Source organism: Chromatiaceae bacterium (assembly GCA_024235395.1).
In the GTDB taxonomy this organism is placed as follows: Bacteria; Pseudomonadota; Gammaproteobacteria; order Chromatiales; family Chromatiaceae; genus Thiosocius.
The window spans coordinates 947,869-971,165 of the sequence record JACKMK010000001.1 but is presented as its reverse complement, the minus strand read 5'-3'; the positions used below and the strand labels follow the sequence as shown (position 1 = coordinate 971,165).

Sequence of the window (23,297 nt, the reverse complement as noted above, 5' to 3'; positions counted from 1 at the left end):
GCCGTTGTCTGGCATGCGCCCGCTCGTCCAGGGATTCAGGTAGGTGCGTCCTCGGACGCGTCCAGGGTATGTGCGGCATCACCGGGCAGGCCTGCCGGCGCCAGGCCGAGCATCGGGTCTAGCCGGCCCATCGCGTCCATCTCCGCCATGTCGTCGTAGCCGCCAACGTGGTAGTCGTCGATGAAGATCTGAGGCACGGTGCGGCGTTTGCTGCGCTGCATCATTTCCCCCATGAGGCTGTGGTCGAGATCGATGCGCTTCTCTTCCCAGTTCATGCCCTTGCGCTGCAACAACATCTTGGCCCGCACACAGTAAGGGCACATCCCGGTCGTGTACATGATGATCTCCGGCATGCTGTGTCCTCCTTTGGCTGATGGTGCATCGTAACAATCGGCGCCCGGCCGTGAAACCGGGGTCTTTACCCATCCCATGTCAGGGGTTGGCGGCATTTGGCCGCTTGCAGGCCGGTCGTTATCATCGATCGGTCGACCCAATTCATTAGACTGGAATCGAGATGAAAGAGGCCTCGCCGCGCACCATCAAACTGTCCGAGTATCAGCCGCCGTCCTACCTGGTCGATACCGCGGATCTCACGTTCGACCTGCGTGAACAGGGTACCCGGGTGGTTGCCCGCCTGGCATTGCGGCGTAATCCACTGGGACCGGGGGGGCCGCTGCGCCTGGACGGCGAGGGCCTCGAACCGGTCTGGGTGCGCCTTGACGGCAGCGAGCTGTCGACCCAGCGTTATCGGATCGATGGCGAGTCCCTGACACTGTTCGATCCGCCAGAGGCCTGCGTGCTGGAAACCGAGGTGCGCATCGCGCCCGAGCGCAATACCGCGCTCGAGGGACTGTATCGGTCCGGCGGAATCTTCTGCACCCAATGCGAGCCGGAAGGTTTTCGCAAGATCACGTGGTTCATCGACCGGCCCGACGTAATGGCGCGCTACACGGTGCGCATCGAGGCGGACAAGACTGCATTCCCGGTGCTGTTGTCGAACGGCAATCCGCGCGAGGCGGGCGAGCTGCCGGACGGCCGGCACTATGCGGAATGGGACGATCCGTTTCCGAAACCCAGCTATCTGTTCGCCCTGGTCGCCGGCGACCTGCGTTTTGTCGAGGGCCGTCACGAGACACCTTCGGGACACGCAGTGCGGCTGCGCGTATATGTCGAACCGGAAAACATCGATCGTTGCGAGCACGCGCTGCGCTCGCTGGGCAATGCGATGCGTTGGGACGAGGAGAAGTACGGGCGCGAATACGATCTCGACGTGTACAACATCGTTGCGGTCAACGATTTCAACATGGGGGCCATGGAGAACAAGGGGCTCAACATCTTCAATTCGAAGTTCGTGCTTGCACGCCCGGACACGGCGACCGACCAGGACTTTCTCGGCATCGAAGGCGTGATAGCGCACGAGTACTTCCACAACTGGACCGGCAACCGCATCACCTGCCGCGATTGGTTCCAGTTGTCGTTGAAAGAGGGCTTCACCGTATATCGCGACCAGGAGTTCTCGGCCGATATGGGTGCGCGCGGCGTCAAGCGCATCGAAGACGTACGGCTGTTGCGTGCGCATCAGTTCGCCGAAGACGCCGGGCCGATGGCGCATCCGATACGGCCGGCTGCGTATATCGAGATCAACAACTTCTACACCGTGACGGTGTACGAAAAAGGCGCCGAGGTCGTGCGCATGCAGGCCAATCTGCTGGGGCCCGCCGATTTCCGCAAGGCCACCGATCTGTATTTCGAGCGGCACGACGGTCAGGCGGTAACGACCGAGGATTTCGTGCGTTGCATGGCGGATGCCTCGGGTCGCGACCTCGCGCAGATCCAGCATTGGTACGACTATGCCGGAACGCCTCAGCTGCGTGTGCAGACGGCCTACGATGCGCAGGCCGCTACCTACACGCTGGACATTGAACAATCGGTTCCGGATACGCCGGGCCAGCACGACAAGCCACCGTTTCTGGTGCCGGTCGTGACCGCGCTGGTCGGTGCCGACGGACACGACCTCGCCGTTCATCTCGGCGACCCGCAGCAGACTTCGACGGAACACACGCTGCAACTCACCGAGGGACGCCAGCGTTTCGTGTTTCACGGGGTAAACGAACTGCCCGTGCCGTCGCTGCTGCGTGGTTTCAGCGCGCCGGTCAAGCTCGACTATGACTACAGCGACGAGCAGCTGATGTTCCTGATGGCGCATGACGGCGACGGCTTCAATCGCTGGGATGCGGCTCAGACCCTGATCCGGCGGGTGATACTGCGCATGGTCCAGGACTACCGTGAAGGCACCGAAATGGATGTCGCGGACGGCTTGGTCGCCGCGATCCACGCTGCGTTGTCCAGTCAGGATGCCGAGCCCGCGCTGATCGCGGAGGTCCTGAGCCTGCCCTCGATCGGCTATCTCGGTGACTTCATGCCGGTGGTGGACATCGATGCGCTGCACCTGGCGCGCGAAACCCTGCGTGTCGCGGTCGGAACACGCCTGGGTAGCGAACTGCTCGCACTCTACCGGCGTCTCGAGGACAACGAGCCGTATCGGCCGGTGCCCGAGCAGATCGGTCGGCGTAGCCTGAAGAACCGTGCACTCGGCTATCTGGTTGCGGCCGGCGGCACCGCCGGTGGTGATCTGTGTGAAGCGCAGTACCGGCGACAGCACAACATGACCGACGTGATGGCGGCGATGGGTTTGCTCGCCGACAGCGGCCATCCCGCGCGCGACGGGGTCCTCGCGGATTTCGAGGCGCGCTGGCGCAACGACCCGCTGGTGATGGACAAGTGGTTCGCGGTACAGGCGATGGCCGACCGTCCGGATGTGCTCACCGAGGTAAACCACTTGATGCAACATCCGGCTTTTTCGATGCGCAATCCGAACAAGGTGCGCGCGCTGATCGGGAGTTTCACCGGCGCCAACCCGGTTCGCTTCCATGCCGCCGACGGCAGCGGTTATGAATTCCTCGGCGAGCAGGTCCTGGCCCTGGATTCTGCCAACCCGCAGATCGCTGCGCGCCTGCTGCGTGCCATGGCGCGTTGGCAACGCTACGACGAGGCCCGCCAGGCCCGCATGCGCGCGGTGCTGGAACGCATCGTCGCGGCCAGGGTGTCCAAGGATGTCTACGAGATTGCGACCAAGAGCCTGGGTCGGGAATGACGCACGGGGGCGGTGATGCCTGAGATGTCGGCCGAGCGGGCGGCGCCGCCGGTCGTCTCGTGGCGCCTGGCATTGAACCCACCGATCTACCTCGTCTCGGTACTGCCGGGTCTGGGTGTGCCGCTGCTCGCGCAATGGTCGGTGCCGGATCCCCTCGGTGTCGCGCTTGCCACGGTCGCCGTGGTCCTGCTGCAGCACGCCATCAACCTGTTCAACGATGCCGCCGACTGGCGGCTTGGTGCCGATGTCGAAAAACACGACTCCTGGGTTCGCGTGCATCGGGGGCGTCCGAGTGTCGCATCGTGGCACGGTGCGGCGAGCCTGCTCGCGGGTGGCCTGCTCGGCCTGGCGGTGTTGTGGTTGCGCGAGCAGTGGTGGCTGTTGTGGGTGGCGTTGCCGCTGGTGGGGCTAGGCTACCTGTACAACGCCGGTCCACGGCCGTTGTCGTACACCCATCTCGGCGAGTGGGTGACCGGTATCTGCTACGGTCCGGGTGTGTTCGGCTGCCTGTGGCTGGTGGGTGGACTGGGGGTCGGAACGGAGATGGTCGCGGGCATGCTCGCATTCGCGGCGCTCGCGGTGGCCCTGCTGCTGTCGCACCAACCGCCGCAGATCGATACCGACCGGTCCGCTGGCAAGTTGTCGTTCGCGGTCCGTTTCGGCGCGGCGCGTACCGTACGGGTTGCGCGCTGGCTGTTCATTGTGTTTCTCGGCGCATTGGCCGCGTCCCTGCTGTCTTCGCGCACCGACGCCATCGGCATCGCCATCGCATTGCTCGCGATGGTCCTGGCATGGCGGTCACACAGCGGCCCGATCAATCCGAAACGCGTGTTGGGTGCAGCCAGCGGCTTTGTCGTAATCGCACTGCTGCTGGTGATCGCAGCACCTTTGGCCAGCCTCGGCTGACAGCGACCCCGGTGCCGCGTGCGCCGCGGCACGCCCGACTCAGGCGCCTGAGACCGCCTTCTGGATCAGCGGTATCAGGGGTTCGGGTAGGCGGATCTTGCCCGACAACGCGAACTGCTGTGCAGCTTCCGACATCTTCTTCCAGGTCTTGCGTACGATGTCGAGCCACTTGGCCTCGTCGTACTCCGGGTGTTTCTGGGCGAACGCGAGCATGTAGTGCTCGATGAACACCAGGTCCGTGACATCTTCCAGCAGCTGCGTGTCCCGGTTGACCTTCAGTGCGCGTTTGCCGACGGCCTGGCGCACCCGCTCGATCGTCTGCTCGTCGTAACCGGCCTCGGCGAGCAACGTGGCCGCGGTCTCGGCGTGAAATTTGTAGAGGCCGGTGCGCCACTGCAGGTAGCCCTGGCGACCTTCCGGGAAGTCGCTGCGGGGAGATTTCCAGCGCTGGATATGCTGCGCGCGGATCGCCAGCTTCTGTGCGTCGTCGGCATCCGGTGCATAGCGCTCGAGCATTTCGGACATGCGCATCGAGTACAACAGCTCCTTTGGCCAGTCGCGTCCCTCGGCCGACTCCGAATTCGGATCCTGGGCATTCGCGGCATCGATCAGCGCGACCGCGCGGGTGTACGTCTCTTGCTGTGTCATGGTCCTTTCCAAAACAAAATTTTCGGCATTTTACCGTCCCGTGCCGGGTCTGCATGCGATACAACATTGTGCATTGCGGGTTAAACGTCGCGGGGTGCATGGCGGACAATCGGGCCGGTCGGCACCCGCTGGTCGGTGTATCGCGTGCCGGTTCGACGGCCTGGTCTTGGAGGAGGCATGTCCCAAGCTGATATCCTGCTGGTCGACAACGGTTCGAAGCGTGCGGCGGCGACACTCCGCCTGCGTGCGATCGCGAACGCTTTGAGTACGGCCTGTGGTGAGCCCGTCCACGCGGTGTCCTTGCAGCACGCGGACAAGATTCCCCCTGCGGACCTGGAAGGGCGGCCGGCGCAGCTGTTGGCTGGCGTGCTGCGCGATCGGCTGGTTGCTGGGCGCCGCGACTTCATCCTGCTCCCGCTGTTGTTCGGCAAGAGCCGTGCACTCACCGCTTACGTACCCCAGCTGGTCGCAGAACTGACCGGGGAATTCGGTGCCTTCGACCTGCGTGTCGCGGACGAACTGGTGCCGTTGCCCGAGGGTGAACCGCTGTTGGTCGAGATACTCGAACAACATATCGCGGAGGCCGGTGCCCGGCTGGGTGACGACCCGACCCACGTCGTGCTCGTCGACCATGGTTCTCCGTCGCCCGACGTCACCGCGGTTCGTAACATAACCGCGTCGCAGTTGTGCACGCGTCTCCCGCGCGGGGTGCGGCTGGCCGAGGCGGTCATGGAACGCCGTCCGGGTGCGGAGTACGATTTCAACGGGCCGCTGTTGGGCCATCTGCTCAGGGACATCGCCACCGCCGAACCCGAAGCGGCGGTGGTCGTTGCGATGATGTTCCTGGGCCCGGGACGCCACGCCGGTCCCGGTGGTGACGTCGCCGAGATCTGTGCCGACGCGCAGTCGGAACATCCCGGACTGCGCATCGTGATCTCGCCGTTGATCGGCGAGCATCCGAGGTTGATCGATCTACTTTGCCGTCGGCTGGAAGCGGCGCACTAGGCTCATTCGCCCTTTTCCTTGTGGATCGGCAGCATCGAGCTGGGTGCGACGTCGATCAACTTGAGGCAGTGCTCGGCGGTGGCGGTGTACTTGGTCAGATCGCCGACATGGCAGTTGCGGGCGGCGCTGACCTCGACGGCACGTATCTCGTCGCAGTCGATTCCGCGGAAACTGATCTCCTGGTATTGAGACGCGGTCGGCTTGATATAGGAATAGCCGCGGCTGACCGTCTCGAACGCGATCTGGTCTTCCTTGAAAGCGGTGAAACGCAGCACCATGGTGCGGATCTGGTCGGACAGGTCGTTTTGCAGACGCAGCCCGAGGCGACAGCCGCGCGCGAGGTTCACCTTGTGTTCCAGGGTCAGCTTGGCCAGGTGCTGGCCATCCACTGCAGGTGCCCCGGGTTCGGTCACGAAGGACCAGGTGCCGTCGGCGCGCAGCGTGACGGCGCGACCATCCGAGGTCACTGCGGAGATGTCGGCAGCGGCGACCTGGGTACCTGCCAAAGCGGCGAAAAGCACGATCTTGCGAAACGGCATCATCACTCCGGATCTGGTTGTGCCGGACAATGCTCGCACGAACGAGGCGCTGTTTTGAAGATGTTTAGGTTCCCAGGGCGCTGCGTCGCTCGCGCCGGGTCTGATTTCGGCATCGGCATCGGCATCGGCATCGGCAATTCGCTTCCGCGGCCGGCGTGGTGGCGGGCATCGCTCAGGCGTATTTATAGTGTTTGACCTCGCGTCGGCCGGACGGTGTCTGGTGGCGGCGCAGCGTGCGCTGCATGATGATGCCTTCGACCTTCCAATCCAGGCCGGTCAGGTCGATCGGCGGGTAGAGGTCGTTGAGGGCCACCAGGCGTTCGCCCCCGGCATCCTTCAGGTACTGGCGGAACCAGCGTACGCCCTCGACCAGCGCCATGATGAACATGCCGTGCTGACACCAGTCGGTGGGTTCGATCACGACGATGCAGGCGTCCGGAAACTCCGGTTCCATGCTGTCGCCGATCACCTGCAGCGCGAAGGGTTCGGAGCTGCTGCAGCTGCTCAAAGGGTCGTTGATTGGAGGCTTTTGCATCCCGGTGACTCTGCTAAGCTGGTTGCGCCCGGCGCGAACCTTCTGAAATTGCTGAGAATTCTATCATGATGAATATGGGGGGCAGTGCGCCTCAAGTCCACAAGGATCGCCGGGATTGGCACAACCTCAAGGGGATGCTGCCGTTTCTGTGGGAGTTTCGCGGCCGCGCACTGTTCGCCCTGGGCTGCCTGATACTGTCGAAGGTGGCCAATGTCGGGGTGCCGGTCGTGCTCAAGCACATCGTCGAGCATTTCGAACACGCCAAGGACGACCCTGCGGTACTCGCCGCGGTGCTGCCGGTGTCCCTGCTGGTCGCCTACGGCGCCCTGAAGCTCAGTGCGTCGCTGTTCAACGAACTGCGCGACGTGGTGTTTGCGAAAGTGCGTTACCGGGCGATGCGCCGCCTCTCGACCCGGGTGCTGGAACACCTGCACCGGCTGTCGCTGCGCTTCCATCTCGATCGCAAGACCGGCGCAGTCAGCCGAGACCTCGAGCGCGGCACCCGATCGGTCAGCCAGATCCTGAACTATATGGCGTTCAGCGTACTTCCCATCCTCGTCGAGTTCACTCTGGTGGCGTTCATACTGTTGCGTGACTATGCGCCGGCCTTTGCGCTGGCGATGTTCGGCTCGGTCGTGGTGTACGTGCTCGTGACCTTTGCGATCACCGAGTGGCGCATGGATTTCAGGCATTTCATGAACCGGCTGGATTCGCAGGCCAACACCCAGGCGTTCGACAGCCTGATCAACTACGAGACCGTCAAGTACTTCGGCAACGAGCGCATGGAACTGGCCCGCTATGACGGCACCCTCGCGGATTGGGAGGGCTGGGCGGTCAAGAGCCAGACCTCGATGTCGATCCTCAACTTCGGCCAGGGAGCGGTGATCGCGCTCGGGGTGACCCTGGTGATGTATCTGGCAATGCGCGGCGTGGTCGCCGGTGAGATCAGCATCGGTGACCTGGTGCTGTTGAATGCGTTCCTGCTGCAGCTGTTCATTCCGCTCGGCTTCCTGGGCATCGTGTATCGGCAGATCAAGTATTCGCTGGCGGACATGGATCTGATCTTCAAACTGCTGGAGCGCGCACCCGAGATCACCGACGCGCCGAGCGCACGGGACCTGGTCGTCAGCGGTGGCAGTATCCGATTCGACGGGGTCGATTTCGGCTACCAGCCGGAACGGCGGATCCTGCACGGCCTCGATCTGGAGGTGCCTGCGGGCAAAAAAGTGGCGGTTGTCGGACACAGCGGAGCGGGCAAATCGACCCTGGCCCGTTTGATCTACCGCTTCTATGACGTCAACGCCGGTGCAGTAACGATCGACGGACAGGATGTGCGCGAGGTGACCCAGGACAGCCTGCGCGCGGCGATTGGGATAGTCCCGCAGGATACCGTGCTGTTCAATGAGAGCATCTATTACAACATCGCCTACGGAAGACCGGGTGCGAGCCGAGAGGAGGTGCGCCATGCCGCCAAGATGGCGCATATCCTCGATTTCATCGAGGGGTTGCCGGACGGCTGGGACAGCGTGGTCGGCGAACGGGGCTTGAAGCTGTCCGGCGGCGAAAAGCAGCGCGTCGCGATAGCGCGCGCGATACTCAAGCAGCCGCAGATCCTGATCTTCGACGAGGCGACCTCATCGCTCGATACACGCACCGAGCAGGCGATCCAGGAGACCCTGGCCGAGGTGGCGGCGCGGCACACCACGCTGGTGATCGCGCACCGTCTCTCCACCGTGGTCGACGCGGACCAGATCCTGGTGATGTCGGGCGGGCATGTGATCGAACGTGGCAGCCATGCCCAGCTGCTGGCCGCACACGGGGTCTACCGGGAGATGTGGGAACTGCAGCGCCGTGAGCGGGAAGAGGCCGTGTTGAACCCTGCCACGGAGGCGTCGTGAGTCCGGGTGCGAGGTCGTTTCTGGCGTGTAATGCCGACCGGCGGCCGGGCGACCGGGTGGCCGGCGGAGGCCGGTTGTGAAGGTCTACCTCGTCGGTGGTGCGGTGCGCGACGGTCTGCTGGGTCTGCCGGTGGTGGAGCGCGACTGGGTTGTGATGGGTGCCGACGCGACGGCGATGCGGGCGGCCGGCTATGTCGCCGCCGACCCGGACTTTCCGGTGTATCGCCACCCCCAGACCGGCGAGGAGTACGCGCTGGCGCGTCGCGAGACCAAGACCGGTGCCGGCTATCGTGGTTTCTCCGTCGAGGCGGGCCCGGACGTCACCCTCGAAGAGGACCTGCGCCGGCGCGACCTGACGGTAAACGCGATCGCGCAGGACGAACAGGGTGACGTCGTCGATCCGTTCGGCGGGCGCGAGGATCTCGCAGCCGGGTTGTTGCGGCATGTGTCTCCGGCGTTCGTCGAGGATCCGTTGCGGGTGTTGCGCATCGCCCGGTTTGCCGCGAAGCTGGGACAGTTCGGTTTCCACGTCGCGCATTCGACGCATCGTCTGATGTGCCAGATGGTGGAAAGGGGCGACATGCGGCAACTGACCAGCGAGCGACTCTGGCGCGAGATGTTCAAGGCGATGCAGACCGCGCAGCCCTGGCGGTTCTTCGAGGTACTGCACCGCTGTGGCGCGCTGGGGGTGTTGATCCCCCGGCTCGCGGCGACATTGGGTGAGACGGTAGCGCATGCTGCGGCGCCGGACAGCGCGCCGGTGGCGACGTTGAAACGCATCGCAGCGCGTAGCGCCGACCCGGGTGTGCGGCTTGCCGCGACACTGGCGGAGTGCGTCGATACCGACAGCGATGCGCAGTCGCTGGCCACCGGCATCTGTGCCGATCGTGTCACCACGCAGCTTCTGCGGCGCAGCGTGGTGGCCCGTGATGCCTGTGCGGCGGCGCGGGATGCCGACATCGATGCGCTGTTCGACCTGGCGCGGCAATGGCGCGCTCTGGACGGACAGGCCGACAATGCGGCCGAGATCCTGGTGTGCGAGGCGCGCTTCGACGATCCGCGGCTCGGTGCGATGCTGCGTACGGCGTTCGTGGCGGCACGCGCGGTCAGGCGGGAAGACCTGGCCGAACCGGGGCTGAGCGGCAAGGCGCTGGGGTCCGCGCTCGCGCTCGCGCGCCGCGCCGCGATGCGCACAGCGCTGCAGCGTGCGGGCCTGCTAACGTGAGAACTGTCGTGAGAATGAATACCAACGCAGAGCCCGCGGCAGACGTGACCGAACCCCCGCGCGGCGCGAGCATAGGCGGGCGTATCCAGCGGATATTCAGTGGTGCCCGCCTACTGGCTCCACTGGTCGTACTGGGCAGCGCCCTGGGGCTCGCGTTGCTGGCGACGGTGGCCCTGTCGGCCGGGATCGGCGACACGCGCCTGTCGCTCGGCGCACTGGCGATCGCGGTGGTCGTCGCATGCCTCGCATTCCTGGTCGGGTTGCACCGCCTGCGCGGCGACTTGATCGAACCGCTCGCACGCCTCGAGGAAGCCGTGTCGCGCGTGTGCGCCGGAGAACCCGGGGCCAGTCTGTCGCTCGACGGCAGCGGCGTCCTGGGGACCATGGTCAGCGACATCGACAGTCTCAACGAAGAACTCAGTGAGCTTTACGAGGACATGGACAACCGTGTCTCGCGGCACACCACGCGTCTGGCGCAAAAGACGGCGTCCTTGAAGATCCTCTACGAGGTCGCCGCGAGCATCAACCAGGCGCATGATCTGGAGGACCTGCTGCTGCGCTACCTGCGGGTTCTGAAAGAGATGGTCAACGGTGTGGCCGCCACCGTGCGCCTGGAACAGGGCGATGGCAGCATGCGCGTGATCGGATCGATCGGCGTCAACAACGAAGTGTTGCGCGAGCGCGAGATGTTGCCACTGACCCTGTGCGTATGCGGCAAGGCGCTCTCCGCCGGTGACGTGCTATGCGACAATCCGGCGCGGCACTGCGTGCGGCAGCTCAAACGCGCGATGTTCGGTGCCGCCGAGATCGAGCTGCTGTCGGTGCCGCTCGACTACCACGGTGAGCTGCTCGGCATGTACAACGTCTTCGTACACCGGCCGGGTATCTCCGGTCGCGAGGACATACTCGAGCTGCTGCAGACGGTCGGTAGCCACCTCGGCATGGCGGTCGCGAAACAGCGCTCCGACCAGGAGGCACGCCGCCTGTCGATCATGGAGGAGCGTACGACGCTCGCCCACGAGCTGCACGATTCCCTGGCGCAGACCCTGGCCAGCCTGCGGTTTCAGGTGCGTCTGCTCGAGGACCTGTTGCACCAGGACGGCGGCAGCCAGGCAGCGTCCAAGGATGCGCAACGCATCCGTGCGGGACTGGACGAGGCGCATACCGAACTGCGGGAGCTGTTGAACAGCTTCCGTGCACCGATCGATCAACGCGGTCTGATCTCGGCACTGGAAAAGCAGGTCGATCGTTTCGGCAGGGAGACCGGAATCCACGTGCTGTTCCAGAACGAATGTCGCGAACCCAACCTGTCGTCTGCCGAGGAGATGCAGGTTCTGCGCATCGCCCAGGAATGTCTGGCGAATATCCGCAAGCATGCCCAGGCCCATACGGTGCGGGTGTTGTTCAGCTGTCGCAGTGGCGGGCCCTACAGCCTGTTGGTCGAAGATGATGGCGTCGGATTCGAAGACGCGGCGAAACGCGGCCGCCCGGGCGAGCACATCGGCCTGTCGATCATGGAGGAGCGGGCGCGTCGCCTGGGTGGTAATCTGCGCATCGAAAGCGAGGTGGGAGAGGGAACCCGCGTGGAACTGTTCTATCAGCCCAAGCCCAACCGGCAGCCGGCCGAGCAACGTTGGATAAGCTGATGCGCGTCTTGATGATCGACGATCACGCGCTTTTTCGCATGGGGCTGAGCGAGTTGCTCGAACGACGCGGGATCGAGGTGGTCGCTGCGGTCGGCGATTGTGAACAGGGCATCAAATGGGTCGAGGAGAAGACACCGGATGTGGTGCTGCTGGACATGCGCATGCCCACGATGTCCGGCCTCGAGGTGCTGCAGGAACTGCGCCGCCGTCAGGTTTCGATGCCGGTGGTGATCCTGACCACCAGTCGCGAGGAGGCGGACGTGGTCAGCGCCCTGCAGAGCGGAGCGCGCGGGTACCTGCTGAAGGACATGGAACCCGATGATCTGATAAAGGCGATGAACGACATCGTCGCCGGACAGACGGTGGTGGCTCCCGAACTGACGATCGTGCTCGCCAAGGCGGTGCAGGGCGAGGCTGCGGACGAACCGAATCAGCGCTCACTGGCCGAGCTGACACCGCGTGAACTCGAGATCCTGTGCCACCTCGCCGAAGGGCAGAGCAACAAGGTCATCGCGCGCAATCTCGGCATCTCGGACGGCACCGTGAAACTGCACGTCAAGGCAATACTGCGCAAGCTCGACGTGCATTCGCGTGTCGAGGCGGCCGTGATTGCCGTGGAACAAAACATCTGTGGTCGTGGCGGTGAATCCAGCTGACCCGCGGCACTCCGCTGTCTGGAGCGATAAATGAAACACTTTCTGGAACTTGTCAGTGACTGCCTGACCGAGGTCAGGGAGATCATGCCGTGGGATCTCGAGGAACGCCTGCAGGAGAATCCGGATCTGCTGATCGTCGATGTTCGCGAGCCATACGAGTACCAGGCGATGCACATCGCCGGTTCGCTCAATGTCCCGCGCGGCATTCTGGAATCGGCCTGTGAATGGGACTACGAAGAGACCGAACCCGAGTTGGTCGAAGCGCGCTCGCGGGAAGTCGTGGTGGTGTGCCGCTCCGGATACCGCAGCGTGCTCGCGGCACATTCGATGCAGCTGTTGGGTTACACCAATGTGTCGTCGTTGAAGACCGGGCTGCGCGGCTGGAAGGACTACGAACAACCGCTGGTCGATGATGCTGGTACAGATGTCGATCTCGACAATGCAGACGTCTATTTCACACCCAAGTTGCGTACCGACCAGCTGCGGCCAGCGGGCTGGCGGGGGAAATGAAACACCTTGCCCGGCGGATGATTCGCTGGATCAGAGCTCCGTTCCCGGAGTGATCGGCGTCGTCGCACCGAGTTCCGAGCGTTCCGGTGCCTTGTACCACGCGAGCTTGCCGTGCAGTTGTACGACCTCGCCTACGATGATCAGCGTCGGCGGTTTCGGTTTCGCCCGCTCCACCAGACCCGGCAAGGTCTCGACCGTTGCGGTGTACACGCGCTGCTGATGGGTCGTGCCCTGTTCGACCAGTGCCGCGGGCGTGTCCCCCGGCATGCCGTGGGCCTGCAGTTCACGGCTGATCACCGGGAGCCCTTTCAGGCCCATGTAGAACACCACGGTCTGATTCGGCTGCACCAGCTGCGGCCAGTTCAGGTTCATGGTGTTGTCTTTGAGGTGGCCGGTCACGAAGGTCACCGATTGCGCATAGTCCCGGTGCGTCAACGGGATGCCGGCATAGCTTGCACAGCCGGATGCCGCGGTGATGCCGGGCACCACCTGGAAGGGCACACCCTGGCTGGCCAGGGTATCGATCTCTTCGCCGCCGCGTCCGAAGATGAACGGGTCGCCGCCTTTCAGCCGGACGACGCGCTTGCCTTGCTTCGCGAGGTCGGCCAGGAGCTGGTTGATCTCTTCCTGGCGCATCGCGTGGTTGTCGCGTTCCTTACCGACGTAGATGCGCTCCGCGTCGCTGCGTGTCATCTCGAGCACGGCCTTGGCAACCAGGCGGTCGTAGACGACGACATCGGCCTGCTGCATCAGGCGCAGCGCGCGGAACGTGAGCAGGTCGGGGTCGCCCGGTCCGCCGCCGACGAGGTAGACCTCGCCCATGCCCGCATGCTCCCGGGCCTGGTCGAGTTCCCGCTCGAGCAGCAACTCGGCCTCGTGCATATGACCGGAGAACACCCGCTCGGCGACCCCACCCTGCAGGATGCAGTCCCAGAAACGCCGGCGATCGGCGGGGTCGGCGATCATCTGTTTGACGCGATCGCGGAAACGGCCGGCGAGTTCGGCGAGACGGCCGTAGCCGGCCGGGATCACCGATTCGAGGCGTGACCGGATCAAGCGGGCCAGCACCGGCGATGCACCGCCGGTGGACACCGCGGCGACGACGGGCGACCGATCGATGACCGAGGGCATGATGAAACTGCCGTGTTCGGGGTTGTCGACGACGTTGACCGGCACCCGGCGTTGTTCGCCTTCCACGGCGACCGCCTGATTGACCGTCTCGTCGTCTGTCGCGGCGAATGCGAGGTAGGCACCGTCGAGGTCGCCCTCGCGGTAGGCGCGCGCGACGTGTTCCAGGCGTCCTTCGCCGGCAAACTTGGCCAGGCTCGGGCACAACTGCGGGGCGATGACGTGCACCGTTGCTCCGGAGCGCATCAGCTGCACGACCTTGCGGGTCGCAATCTCGCCGCCGCCGATCACCACGCAGCGCTGATCGCGCACGGACAGGAATATGGGTAGATGTTGCATAGTGGCCTGGCTACGTCACGGTTAATGTCGTCCGGCGTGCGTCGGATTGACTATATGAGGATTCATTAATATACTACATCGATCATTTGACCCCCAACAATCTTGCGAGGTCGCGATGTTTGTTAAAGAAATTGATGCAGCGGATCTCAAGGCGCGCATCGATGCCGGAGAAGATATCGCGCTGATCGATATCCGCAGCGACGCCGAGGTAGCGCAGGGCGTGTTGCCGAATTCCGAGCATCTCGCTATGCATCTTATTCCTTTGCGGATGCACGATCTGCCGAAAGACAAAGATGTCGTGCTGTACTGCCGCAGCGGCGCACGCTCCTATCATGCCTGTAACTTCCTCGGTCAACAGGGTGTCGGCAATGTCGTCAATCTGCGTGGCGGCATCATCGCCTGGGCGCGTCTCGGCTTCGATATCGCTGCACCGCAGCATCAGCCGCGTGCGCACATGATTTGATGTTCGGCCGCGGGGCGCGGGGCTGACAGGATCCTTGCGTTTCTTAGTCGGTTCGAATATAAGGATCAACCGCTTTTTCAAGACAACGACAACAGAGCATCCTGGAGGTTGCCCATGGCTGATTTCGACGAAGAACTGGACGCAAGCGGCCTGAACTGCCCGCTGCCGATCTTGCGTGCGAAGAAGACCCTGGCCGGCATGGAGTCGGGCAAGGTTTTGCACATCATCGCGACTGACCCGGGTTCGGTAAAAGACTTCGAGGCATTCGCCCGTCAGACCGGAAACGAGTTGATGGAATCCAAGGAAGAGGGCGGCAAATTCCAGTTCCTCATCAAAAAGGCCTGATCCCAGGCTCTGGGGCAGATCAAATTTCCCGACGTTAGGAGGGTGTACAGATGGATGAAAAGAAACTCGCCATCATCGCCACCAAGGGTTCTCTGGATTGGGCGTATCCGCCGTTTATTCTCGCTTCGACCGCAGCCGCACTGGGCTACGAGACCGAAATCTTTTTCACCTTCTACGGTCTTCAACTGCTGAAGAAAGACCTTGATCTCAAGGTGACACCGCTGGGCAATCCGGGCATGCCGATGCCGATGGGCATGGACAAGTGGTTCCCGACCCTGCTGACGGCTTTGCCGGGCATGGAAGCGATGATGACTTCGATGATGAAGAAGAAGATGGCCAGCAAAGGCGTGGCCAGCCTGGAGGAGCTGCGCGAGCTCTGTCAGGAGGCCGAGGTGAGGCTGATTGCCTGCCAGATGACTGTCGATCTCTTCGACATGGATCCTTCGGCGTTCATCGAAGGCGTAGAGTTTGCCGGCGCCGCACGTTTCTTCGAGTTCGCCGGACAGTCGGACATCTGCCTTTACATCTGATCGAGCCTGACCGCGCCCAGCCGCGGGACCCGATCGCACAAAGACCCCCGCCGTAAGGCGGGGGTCTTCGTTTGTGTGTTGCACCGATTGGCCGACGGGGGCGGCGCTGCTACGCCGCCGGCCAGGTGGCGGTGGTTTCCTCAGAACATGTAACGCGCCTCGACCGAGAGGATGTCCACACTCGAGTCGTAGCTGCCACGCAAGGCACCACGGGTCACGTCCTCGGGCTCGGTGCCGGTCTTCGAGATGCGCGGATCGTTGACGAACAGGTGCGCGTAACCGACGTCGATCGCGAGATTGTCGGTCGCCTGGTAACTGGCGCCCAGTGCCACCCACAGCCGGTCGGCGTCCGGCAGGCGCGGCGAACGGTCCTGTGCGCTGCGGACCGGCGATTCGTCATAGGCCGCACCGAATCGGTAGATCAGGCGCCCGCCGCCCGGATGATAGGTCATGCCGAGCGAAACGCGGCTGGTGTCTTTCCATTTGAAGGTGGTGACACCGTCCGGCAGGTTGTTGTCGAAGTCGAATCGAAGTTCCGGGATGCTGCTCCAGCCGGTCCAGGTATAGTCGGCCAACAGTGCCCACTCGTTGTTCAGCTCATGGTAGGCGCTCAACGACGCGGAGGCCGGCAGGTCCACGCTGGCTTCGACATCGGTGTTGGAGAACACGGCGCCCAGCGCCGGGTTCGGAAGCCCGAAATGGGCGTCGCCCTTGATATCCTGGGTCACCTCGGAGCGGTAGTGCAGGCCAACCCGGGTCCCGGGCGAAAACTCGTACAGCAGACCCGCATTGTAGCCCCAGCCCCAGCTATCGCCTTCGATCTTGATATTGCCGTCGAACTGTCCGGGGCCGGCCGGTCCGAGCAGACCGCCGAGTCCACCCAGCGAGACCGGGATCTGGTTCAGCGTGCCGAAATCGATCGCATTGGTGAATTCGCCCTTGAGATACATCGCGCTGACGCCGATCGCGAGACTCAGTTGATCGGTCGCCTTGAATGCGATCGAGGGGTTCAGGTTGATCGTCTCGACCTCCGAGTGGATCGCGTGATAGCGACCGACCCAGTCGTCGTCGTACTCGGTTGCCAGGCCGAACGGGACGTTGATCGCCATGCCCAGCCACACCCTGTCGTTCAGTTCGTGGGTCAGATACAGGTGCGGGATGCCTGCCGATGTGCCGGCGTTGCCGCCATTGTCGCCGTTGATCGGGGCGCCGCCGACCAGCGGCGAGAAGGTGCTGCCTTCGTTCTTGAACTCGTTGTTCGTCAGCACCAGGTGAACCCCGGCACCCGCCTGGGTGCCCGGTAGCCGGGTCATGCCCGCCGGGTTGAAATACAGCGTATCCACCGTATCGGCGCTCGCGGCAGCACCTGCATAGGCGGTACCCATCCCCGGGACACTCTGCTCGATCAGCGCAAACCCAGCGGCGTATAGTCCTTGGCTGCCGGCCAGTGCGACCAGCGCCGTGGTGAACAAAGGACCTGCGGCGGGCCTGACTGGAAACCTCTGCAACATTATCTTCTACCCTCCGATGAAAGTGACTGGCAGGTCTTAATCCCTAGAGCCGGCTGCCTGCTCAACGCGAGAGGCTAGGCGATAAGGCGGGCAAATGCCATACAGGTGCGCCGGAATTCGGCAGCGGGTCGGGTTTTGGATCGCTGCGACAGGTATCGTCTGGCGCCGCAGACTTTGAAGTATTAACTGGCTATAATATAAAACTCGCTTATTCATCCACTGAGAGCACTTGAGTCATGGCCGACCGCCGGTTGCAAGTTTTCCATACTGTGGCCCGTCTGTTGAGCTTTACCAAGGCGGCCGAGACCCTGCACATGACCCAACCGGCGGTGACCTTCCAGGTGCGCCAGCTGGAGGAGTATTTCAACACGCGCCTGTTCGATCGTACTCACAACCGCATCAGCCTGACCGAAGCGGGAGCCCGCGTATACGAGTACTCGGACAAGATCTTCGAGCTGTACGGTGAGATGGAGAATGCGGTCCGCGAAATGACCGGCGAGATCAGCGGCTCGCTGACCATCGGGGCGAGCACCACGATCGCCGAATACATGCTGCCTGCGCTGCTCGGCGACTTCCGCGCCAAATATCCGGATGTCAGCATCCACCTGAAGGTGTCGAACACCGACGGCATCGTGTCGATGGTCGAGAACAACACCATCGATCTGGGGGTCGTCGAGGCCCCCGTCAGCAACAAGAACCTGGTGGTCGACGAGTGCCGGCGGGACAACCTCGTCGCCATCGTGCCGCCGGGCCACCCCAAGTCCAGTCTCGAGACCATCACGCTCGAGGAACTCCTCGAATACCCGTTCATCTGCCGGGAGGAGGGATCGGGAACGCGCGAGGTCATCGCCGAGTACATGAGTCGCCTTTCGCGTTGCCAGACCTGCATGGACGTTGCGATGGAGCTGGGCAGTCCGGAGGCGGTCAAAGGTGCGGTCGAGGCCGGCATGGGCATCTCGGTCGTCTCCAATGCGACCATACAGAAAGAGCTGCGTCTCGGCACCCTGGTGGCGATCGACCTCGATCCGCCGCTGGAACGGCCGTTTTCGTTCGTCCATCAAAAGCAGAAGTTCCGCGTGCGCGTGATGGAAGAACTGCTCGAGTTTGCACGCGCCTACTGCAAGGCGCACCGGGACGATTGAGCGTTCCGCGCAGACCGGCCCAAGGCGCATGCTTCCACCCAAGCTCCAGTTGCCTGCTGAACAGCAGCATTTGCTGAATCTATTTCGCAAACTGAGTGACGCCGACCGCCAGGGGCTGCTGAGCTATGCCGAGTTTCTCGCCCAACGCGCTCCAGACGGAGCGGTGGAGCAACCGCCGGAAGCGCAGCCACAGGAGATACCGCGACCCGCATCGGAGAGCGTGATCGCGGCGATCCGCCGCCTGTCGGCCAGCTTCCCGATGCTGGACAAGGATGCTTTGCTGCATGAGACGTCGTCATTGATGACCGCCCATGTGATGCAGGGCAGGCCGGCGGTCGAGGTGATCGATGAACTCGAGGTCGTTTTCCGTCGACACTACGAACGCGTAAAATCGTCCTGAAGGTGAGTCGCTCACCAGCCGATGACAGGCGCCTGTGGTACCTGCGGACGGCACCGCTCGGCAATGATTGCCGTGGAAGTCAACCGGGTGGATTCGAAGCCCCGCACAGAGCAAGCGCATGCGATTGATCACTGACTGGTTCCGCCGAACCTTCTCCGACCCGCAGATCGTGTTCCTGACCCTGGTCCTGGTGATCGGGTTCGCGGTCGTGCTGACAATGGGCGACATGCTTGCCCCGGTGATCGCCAGTGCGATCATCGCCTATCTGCTCGAGGGCCTGGTCGTCGTATTCGAGGATCGGGGAGTGCCGCGGTGGATCGCAGTGACCCTGGTGTTCTTCGCGTTCATGCTGTTCGTGACCCTGATCCTGTTCGGCCTGCTGCCGCTGTTGTCGCGCCAGGTGACGGAGTTGATACAGCAGTTGCCGGCGATGATCGGTGTCGGCCAGAAGGCATTGATGGCGCTGCCGGAGCGCTTCCCGGAGGTGCTGTCGCCGCAGCAGGCACAAGAGATTCTCGACGCGGCTCGCCGGGAGATCGGCAGTTACGGTCAGGAGGTGCTCAGCATGTCGGTATCGTCGGTGGTCGGCGTGCTGACGATTGTCGTGTATCTCGTGTTGATGCCGATGCTGGTGTTCTTCTTTCTGAAGGACAAGGACATCATCATGCGCTGGATCGGTGGATTCATGCCGGGCGAGCGACACCTGGCCGACATGGTGTGGCGCGAGGTGGACCGCCAGATCGCCAACTACGTGCGCGGCAAGTTCTGGGAGATCATCATCGTCTGGGCGGCAACGCTGCTGGCATTCTCGTTCTTCGGCCTGCAGTACACGATGTTGCTGTCGGTGCTGGTCGGTCTTTCGGTGGTCGTGCCGTATGTCGGTGCCACGGTGGTGACTTTCCCGGTCGTGCTGGTGGCCTGGTTCCAGTGGGGGTGGGGATCCGACTTCATCTGGGTGAGTGTCGCCTATCTCGTGATCCAGGCGCTCGACGGCAACGTGTTGGTGCCGCTGTTGTTCGGTGAGGTCGTGAACCTACACCCGATCGCGATCATCGTTGCGATCCTGGTGTTCGGCGGCCTGTGGGGTTTCTGGGGGGTGTTTTTCGCAATCCCGCTGGCGACCCTGGTGAACGCGGTGTTGCGCGCCTGGCCGGCAACGCGGTCGGTGGCGAGCCCTGCCTGACGCAACGCAACCCGCGGCGGCCTTTGCCGCCGAGGGTCACGCCAGGTGACTCAAGACTTGTTGGTCTTGATGCCGAATGGCAGGTAGGCCGGGCACCAGCCGACCAGTGCGGTGAACAGCGGCACCAGACCGATCGCGCCAAGCCAATTCTGCGTGGTATAGCCCCACGCGATCAGCGCGATACCGACCACCGCCCGAATGATGCGATCCACAGTACCCACGTTCTTGCCCATAGTGACCTCCTGACGTCACGGATTTGCGATTGTGTCGCTAGATTAGGGCGATCGACCCTTTCCGTCAGTGACATAGTCACAAAGACCCGAGGCCGGTGCGTAGCGTCCTTGGATCTTCGAGTTCGATGCGCCCGCGGGCGAGACGCAGCAGACCGCGCATCTCGAAGTCCTTGAGCACTCGGCTGACCACCTCGCGCGAGGTGCCGAGATCCGCCGCGATCTGGCTGTGGGTCGCCTGAATGACGCCGCCTTTCTCGCCAGCCAGGTTGGTCAGGTACTCGCCCAGGCGTTGGTCGATCCGGCGGAACGCAACCTCCTCGACCAGGCCGATCACCTCGCCGAGCCGCACCGCCAACAGGTTCCAGAGGAAGCGACGCCAGGATTCCGATGAGTTCATCCAGCGGTGAACCTGGGTCTCCGGCAGGACGACCGCCTCGACCTCGGATTCCGCACTCGCGTTCGCGGGAAAGTCGCGGCCGCTGAGCATGCACGACGCCGTGAGGATGCAGCACTCGCCGGGTTCTATGCGATACAGCGTGATCTCACGCCCCGATTCGGCCAGCTTGAACACCCTCGCCGAGCCGAGGGTGAGCAAAGCGAGATGACTGCAGCGGTCGCCCTCGTGGCAGATGTTGTGGCCCTTCGGCAGTCGTATCAAGCTGCCGAAAGTGGCGCACTCGTGCAGGAGATCGGGGTCTGCGGCGATCTGCGGGTACTGCCGCTCGAGCACTGCGATGGTACGCGGGTCGAGCACGCCTCAGCGTCCCGACTTGCAGTTGTACTGCCTCGCGGAACGGTGCTGCAGCCTGCATGCCTCACGCACGGGCCGCATGATCCGCCAATGGCGCAAGCCGGAGGCCCGGTGATGCGCCTGGACGGACATCAGATCACCACCTGGCTGAAGTCGTAGTCCATGTTTTCCAGCGGGCGCTGGATGAAGTTGCCCTGCAGGAAATCCGCACCGGACGACCAGTGCAGATCGATGCTGCGCGGGTCGTCGACGTTGGAGACGATCACTTTCGCCGCGGCCTGGTGGGCCTGCCGAATGACGCTGCTTATCGTTTCCCGGTCGGCCTTCAGCAGCCGGGGGGCGATGTTGATGTAGCGTGCCTGCAGAAACCGCAGCACTTTGAATGCGGCGTCTTTCTCGGGAAAGTGTGACAACGAGACTTCGACATCCATCTGGCGAAGGGCTTTGATGTTTTGCTGGGCGACTTTGAGGTCGTGGGAAAGATCGGGCAGGCGAAAATCGATCACCAAACCGGTGCCGACCATCTGCTTGGTTCGCAAACGCCCTTCCAGCTGAACGGGCATGTTGGCATCGAGCGCGCTGCGTGCCGACTGGCGGACGAATATCCGCGTGCGCCGGCCGGTATCCCGACGCTGTTTCAGCAAGTCGATGGCGCGTTCCAGAATCCATTGGTCGAGCTGTTCGCAGACGCCCGCGATTTCCGCGGCTTCCACCAGCTGTTGATCGCCGATCAGATCACCTTGCGCATTCTGCAGGCGCAGCACGATCTCGTAGTTCTCGCTTCCGCGGGTCTGCAGGTCCAGCAGCGGTTGGTACTGGACGATGAACCCTTCGTCGCGCAGCGCAGCCTTGACCCGCAGCGCGATGTCGTTTTCCGGGATCGCCAGGATCTCCTGACTGTCACTCTCCGTACGGTGGGTGTGGACTCTGTTGCCGCCATGCACGGCGGCCTCTTCGCAAGCCGTCTTGGCGCGGTTGACGACGCCATTTGCGTCTTCCAGCCGGTCATCGATGAAACACACGCCGGCGCTGGCCGTCTTGTTCGCATGATCGGCGAACTCATGCTCGGCGATCCGCAGCAGGATGCGCTCGGCGAGCTCTACGATAGCGTCGTCGTCATCGCGCTTGCTGAGCACGGCGAAACTGTGTTCGTCGATGCGTGCGGCGAGATCGGTGTCGTCCGACTCGTCGGCGATCACAGCGCCGATCTCCGACATCAGGTGGTCGACGCCGCCTACACCGATGCTTTCCTGCAGGCGCTGGAGGTCGTCGGGCTGCACGACGATCACCGCTGCAGGGGGACGATGTACGCCGGCATCTATCAGGCTGGCGGTCCGATCGAGCAGGTGTTGTCGGGAGAACAGTCCCGTGACGCGGTCATGCTTGCGCGGCTGGCCCGTCGCACTCAACATCTGGCGTGCGCGGCGGATCCGGGTCTGCACTATGCCCAGCAGATGTTTTGGACGGATCGGCTTGGCGATGAAATCGTCACCGCCGACGCTCAGCGCATCCAGCTGTTTGTCGGTGTTCTGCTCACCGGACAAGAACACGATCGGTACGGCGACGAATTCCTTGTGGTCGCGGATGATCGTCGTCAGTTCAATGCCGTTGACCTCCGGCATATAGATGTCCATCAGGATCAGGTCGGGCCGGAAGGTCCGCAGGCTGTCGATGACCTTGACCGGCTCGGTAACCTGCAGCACCTCCACGCCGGCCTTGCGCAATATGGATGCGGCGAAGTCGGCCTGCGTCGGGTCGTCCTCGACCACCACGACACGGAATGCCCGCTGGTCGCTCGGCACTGCCATTTCGCGCAGTCGCAATGCGACCGCATCGGTATCCAACGGCGTTACGAAATAGCCATCGCCGCCGGCGCGGATCGCATCGACACGCAGCTGCAGGGCGCTGGAATCGCTGATGAATATCAGTGGAATCTCGACCGACATGTGGGTGCGCAGACGGATCAACTCTGCGGACAGCGGCTGCATCTTGGGCAGCATCGCCGTGTCGGCGACGATCAGTTTCGGCAGGCGTGGCTGCAGCTGGCTGACCAGCGCCGCGGTGTCCGAGAAGTACTGGACGTCGCATCCCAGGCCACGCAGTGCCGTCGCCAGCCCGGTAGTGATGCCTTCGGCGTCGCCGAGCACGTAGATCGCGGCCTCGCCCGGAGAGGCGTCCGCGCGATGTTCCACCGCGGTGGTCACGTTGGCCGAGGTCTTGAGCGCGCGAACGAGCCCGGCGATCGCGTCCATCTGGGCCGCACCGGGCCGAATATCCGAGCCGACGAAAGAACTCAGGTAGACCTCGAGCGAGAAAACGCTCTCGTTCAGCTGAAACAGCGAATAGAGACGGCTCGACTCGGAGATCTCGCGTACCCGCTCGTACAGCGCCGTGAGCTGGCTCGCGTCCCAGGGTCCCGTCTCGAGCCTGGACCAGATATCTTCGACCGCGGCGATACGTTTCGGCAACTGTTGGACGAACGCGTCGCGCCCCACCTCGTGACTGCCTGGTGTTACGTCCGGCGGTGGCGCCATCGAATTCGATTCTCCT

Annotated in this window: 22 protein-coding genes and 1 pseudogene; 14 read left to right on the top strand and 9 right to left on the bottom strand. The window is 63.3% G+C overall.

The features are described from left to right. Window positions 1–35: 35 nt before the first annotated feature. A complete protein-coding gene (gene grxC / locus H6955_04530; protein ID MCP5312795.1) occupies window positions 36–353 on the bottom strand; it encodes a glutaredoxin 3 in 318 nt (105 codons plus the stop codon). 161 nt (window positions 354–514) lie between these two features. On the opposite strand from grxC, the gene pepN reads away from it, so the two are divergent. Both pepN and H6955_04520 read left to right on the top strand, forming a co-directional pair. Beyond that, window positions 515–3,154: an aminopeptidase N gene (gene pepN, locus H6955_04525; GenBank protein MCP5312794.1), complete on the top strand. Its 2,640-nt coding sequence runs from the start codon at window positions 515–517 to the stop codon at window positions 3,152–3,154. A 15-nt stretch (window positions 3,155–3,169) separates the two neighbouring features. Then, window positions 3,170–4,060: a prenyltransferase gene (locus H6955_04520; GenBank protein ID MCP5312793.1), complete on the top strand. Its 891-nt coding sequence runs from the start codon at window positions 3,170–3,172 to the stop codon at window positions 4,058–4,060. Window positions 4,061–4,099: 39 nt separating this feature from the next. Here H6955_04520 and H6955_04515 read toward each other — a convergent pair whose 3' ends face one another. Then, entirely contained in the window at window positions 4,100–4,708 is a 609-nt protein-coding gene (locus H6955_04515) for a DUF4202 domain-containing protein (GenBank protein ID MCP5312792.1), read from the bottom strand. Window positions 4,709–4,885: 177 nt separating this feature from the next. On the opposite strand from H6955_04515, the gene H6955_04510 reads away from it, so the two are divergent. After that, complete coding sequence (locus tag H6955_04510; GenBank protein ID MCP5312791.1) at window positions 4,886–5,713, top strand: cobalamin biosynthesis protein CbiX; 828 nt, start codon at window positions 4,886–4,888, stop codon at window positions 5,711–5,713. A gap of 2 nt (window positions 5,714–5,715) precedes the next feature. Here H6955_04510 and H6955_04505 read toward each other — a convergent pair whose 3' ends face one another. Then, window positions 5,716–6,252 carry a hypothetical protein gene (locus H6955_04505; protein MCP5312790.1) on the bottom strand — a complete coding sequence of 179 codons (537 nt, stop codon included), beginning with the start codon at window positions 6,250–6,252 and terminating at the stop codon, window positions 5,716–5,718. Between the two features lie 172 nt (window positions 6,253–6,424). Further along, complete coding sequence (locus tag H6955_04500) at window positions 6,425–6,787, bottom strand: S24 family peptidase (GenBank protein MCP5312789.1); 363 nt, start codon at window positions 6,785–6,787, stop codon at window positions 6,425–6,427. Window positions 6,788–6,852: 65 nt separating this feature from the next. Here H6955_04500 and H6955_04495 point away from each other — a divergent pair, with 65 nt between their 5' ends. The 5 genes and pseudogenes from H6955_04495 (at window position 6,853) to H6955_04475 (ending at window position 12,722) form a co-directional block, all read left to right on the top strand. Continuing rightward, complete coding sequence (locus tag H6955_04495; protein ID MCP5312788.1) at window positions 6,853–8,685, top strand: ABC transporter ATP-binding protein/permease; 1,833 nt, start codon at window positions 6,853–6,855, stop codon at window positions 8,683–8,685. A 76-nt stretch (window positions 8,686–8,761) separates the two neighbouring features. Then, a pseudogene (locus H6955_04490) lies at window positions 8,762–9,910 on the top strand (rhodanese). Window positions 9,911–9,924: 14 nt separating this feature from the next. Further along, window positions 9,925–11,556 (top strand): GAF domain-containing protein, encoded by a 1,632-nt coding sequence (locus H6955_04485; GenBank protein ID MCP5312787.1) that lies wholly within the window; start codon window positions 9,925–9,927, stop codon window positions 11,554–11,556. Then, window positions 11,556–12,212 carry a response regulator gene (locus tag H6955_04480; GenBank protein ID MCP5312786.1) on the top strand — a complete coding sequence of 219 codons (657 nt, stop codon included), beginning with the start codon at window positions 11,556–11,558 and terminating at the stop codon, window positions 12,210–12,212. The genes H6955_04485 and H6955_04480 overlap by 1 nt, the downstream gene beginning before the upstream one ends. Window positions 12,213–12,242: 30 nt before the next feature. Next, complete coding sequence (locus tag H6955_04475; GenBank protein MCP5312785.1) at window positions 12,243–12,722, top strand: rhodanese-like domain-containing protein; 480 nt, start codon at window positions 12,243–12,245, stop codon at window positions 12,720–12,722. A gap of 30 nt (window positions 12,723–12,752) precedes the next feature. On the opposite strand, the gene cobA is transcribed toward H6955_04475, so the two are convergent. Beyond that, on the bottom strand, window positions 12,753–14,189 hold the full coding sequence (gene cobA, locus H6955_04470; GenBank protein ID MCP5312784.1) for a uroporphyrinogen-III C-methyltransferase: 1,437 nt from the start codon (window positions 14,187–14,189) through the stop codon (window positions 12,753–12,755). Between the two features lie 115 nt (window positions 14,190–14,304). Here cobA and H6955_04465 point away from each other — a divergent pair, with 115 nt between their 5' ends. The 3 genes from H6955_04465 to H6955_04455 all read left to right on the top strand — a co-directional run bounded on the left by H6955_04465 (window position 14,305) and on the right by H6955_04455 (window position 15,527). Then, window positions 14,305–14,652, top strand: coding sequence for a rhodanese-like domain-containing protein (locus H6955_04465; GenBank protein MCP5312783.1), 348 nt, complete (start codon window positions 14,305–14,307; stop codon window positions 14,650–14,652). 114 nt (window positions 14,653–14,766) lie between these two features. After that, a complete protein-coding gene (locus H6955_04460; protein ID MCP5312782.1) occupies window positions 14,767–14,997 on the top strand; it encodes a sulfurtransferase TusA family protein in 231 nt (76 codons plus the stop codon). Between the two features lie 50 nt (window positions 14,998–15,047). Further along, window positions 15,048–15,527, top strand: a complete 480-nt coding sequence (locus tag H6955_04455; GenBank protein MCP5312781.1) for a DsrE/DsrF/DrsH-like family protein — start codon at window positions 15,048–15,050, stop codon at window positions 15,525–15,527. Between the two features lie 140 nt (window positions 15,528–15,667). On the opposite strand, the gene H6955_04450 is transcribed toward H6955_04455, so the two are convergent. Continuing rightward, entirely contained in the window at window positions 15,668–17,038 is a 1,371-nt protein-coding gene (locus H6955_04450) for an outer membrane protein transport protein (protein MCP5312780.1), read from the bottom strand. 236 nt (window positions 17,039–17,274) lie between these two features. Between H6955_04450 and H6955_04445 the strand changes: the two genes are divergently transcribed. The 3 genes from H6955_04445 (at window position 17,275) to H6955_04435 (ending at window position 19,763) form a co-directional block, all read left to right on the top strand. Next, window positions 17,275–18,180, top strand: a complete 906-nt coding sequence (locus H6955_04445; protein ID MCP5312779.1) for a LysR family transcriptional regulator — start codon at window positions 17,275–17,277, stop codon at window positions 18,178–18,180. 28 nt (window positions 18,181–18,208) lie between these two features. Next, window positions 18,209–18,580 carry a Crp/Fnr family transcriptional regulator gene (locus H6955_04440; protein MCP5312778.1) on the top strand — a complete coding sequence of 124 codons (372 nt, stop codon included), beginning with the start codon at window positions 18,209–18,211 and terminating at the stop codon, window positions 18,578–18,580. A 118-nt stretch (window positions 18,581–18,698) separates the two neighbouring features. Beyond that, the gene (locus H6955_04435) at window positions 18,699–19,763 is read left to right on the top strand and encodes an AI-2E family transporter (GenBank protein MCP5312777.1); all 1,065 of its coding nucleotides are present in this window, start codon (window positions 18,699–18,701) and stop codon (window positions 19,761–19,763) included. Window positions 19,764–19,813: 50 nt separating this feature from the next. On the opposite strand, the gene H6955_04430 is transcribed toward H6955_04435, so the two are convergent. The 3 genes from H6955_04430 to H6955_04420 all read right to left on the bottom strand — a co-directional run bounded on the left by H6955_04430 (window position 19,814) and on the right by H6955_04420 (window position 23,281). Further along, a complete protein-coding gene (locus H6955_04430) occupies window positions 19,814–19,996 on the bottom strand; it encodes a DUF2892 domain-containing protein (GenBank protein MCP5312776.1) in 183 nt (60 codons plus the stop codon). A 76-nt stretch (window positions 19,997–20,072) separates the two neighbouring features. Next, entirely contained in the window at window positions 20,073–20,750 is a 678-nt protein-coding gene (locus H6955_04425; protein MCP5312775.1) for a Crp/Fnr family transcriptional regulator, read from the bottom strand. Between the two features lie 128 nt (window positions 20,751–20,878). Then, window positions 20,879–23,281 carry an EAL domain-containing protein gene (locus H6955_04420; protein MCP5312774.1) on the bottom strand — a complete coding sequence of 801 codons (2,403 nt, stop codon included), beginning with the start codon at window positions 23,279–23,281 and terminating at the stop codon, window positions 20,879–20,881. Window positions 23,282–23,297 lie beyond the last annotated feature (16 nt).

What these genes read in the sequence shown, in the direction of transcription:
- grxC (MCP5312795.1), bottom strand. Translation starts at nt 353, where the DNA reads ATGCCGGAGATCATCATGTACACGACCGGGATGTGCCCTTACTGTGTG.
- pepN (MCP5312794.1), top strand. Translation starts at nt 515, where the DNA reads ATGAAAGAGGCCTCGCCGCGCACCATCAAACTGTCCGAGTATCAGCCG.
- H6955_04520 (MCP5312793.1), top strand. Translation starts at nt 3,170, where the DNA reads ATGCCTGAGATGTCGGCCGAGCGGGCGGCGCCGCCGGTCGTCTCGTGG.
- H6955_04515 (MCP5312792.1), bottom strand. Translation starts at nt 4,708, where the DNA reads ATGACACAGCAAGAGACGTACACCCGCGCGGTCGCGCTGATCGATGCC.
- H6955_04510 (MCP5312791.1), top strand. Translation starts at nt 4,886, where the DNA reads ATGTCCCAAGCTGATATCCTGCTGGTCGACAACGGTTCGAAGCGTGCG.
- H6955_04505 (MCP5312790.1), bottom strand. Translation starts at nt 6,252, where the DNA reads ATGCCGTTTCGCAAGATCGTGCTTTTCGCCGCTTTGGCAGGTACCCAG.
- H6955_04500 (MCP5312789.1), bottom strand. Translation starts at nt 6,787, where the DNA reads ATGCAAAAGCCTCCAATCAACGACCCTTTGAGCAGCTGCAGCAGCTCC.
- H6955_04495 (MCP5312788.1), top strand. Translation starts at nt 6,853, where the DNA reads ATGATGAATATGGGGGGCAGTGCGCCTCAAGTCCACAAGGATCGCCGG.
- H6955_04485 (MCP5312787.1), top strand. Translation starts at nt 9,925, where the DNA reads ATGAATACCAACGCAGAGCCCGCGGCAGACGTGACCGAACCCCCGCGC.
- H6955_04480 (MCP5312786.1), top strand. Translation starts at nt 11,556, where the DNA reads ATGCGCGTCTTGATGATCGACGATCACGCGCTTTTTCGCATGGGGCTG.
- H6955_04475 (MCP5312785.1), top strand. Translation starts at nt 12,243, where the DNA reads ATGAAACACTTTCTGGAACTTGTCAGTGACTGCCTGACCGAGGTCAGG.
- cobA (MCP5312784.1), bottom strand. Translation starts at nt 14,189, where the DNA reads ATGCAACATCTACCCATATTCCTGTCCGTGCGCGATCAGCGCTGCGTG.
- H6955_04465 (MCP5312783.1), top strand. Translation starts at nt 14,305, where the DNA reads ATGTTTGTTAAAGAAATTGATGCAGCGGATCTCAAGGCGCGCATCGAT.
- H6955_04460 (MCP5312782.1), top strand. Translation starts at nt 14,767, where the DNA reads ATGGCTGATTTCGACGAAGAACTGGACGCAAGCGGCCTGAACTGCCCG.
- H6955_04455 (MCP5312781.1), top strand. Translation starts at nt 15,048, where the DNA reads ATGGATGAAAAGAAACTCGCCATCATCGCCACCAAGGGTTCTCTGGAT.
- H6955_04450 (MCP5312780.1), bottom strand. Translation starts at nt 17,038, where the DNA reads ATGTTGCAGAGGTTTCCAGTCAGGCCCGCCGCAGGTCCTTTGTTCACC.
- H6955_04445 (MCP5312779.1), top strand. Translation starts at nt 17,275, where the DNA reads ATGGCCGACCGCCGGTTGCAAGTTTTCCATACTGTGGCCCGTCTGTTG.
- H6955_04440 (MCP5312778.1), top strand. Translation starts at nt 18,209, where the DNA reads ATGCTTCCACCCAAGCTCCAGTTGCCTGCTGAACAGCAGCATTTGCTG.
- H6955_04435 (MCP5312777.1), top strand. Translation starts at nt 18,699, where the DNA reads ATGCGATTGATCACTGACTGGTTCCGCCGAACCTTCTCCGACCCGCAG.
- H6955_04430 (MCP5312776.1), bottom strand. Translation starts at nt 19,996, where the DNA reads ATGGGCAAGAACGTGGGTACTGTGGATCGCATCATTCGGGCGGTGGTC.
- H6955_04420 (MCP5312774.1), bottom strand. Translation starts at nt 23,281, where the DNA reads ATGGCGCCACCGCCGGACGTAACACCAGGCAGTCACGAGGTGGGGCGC.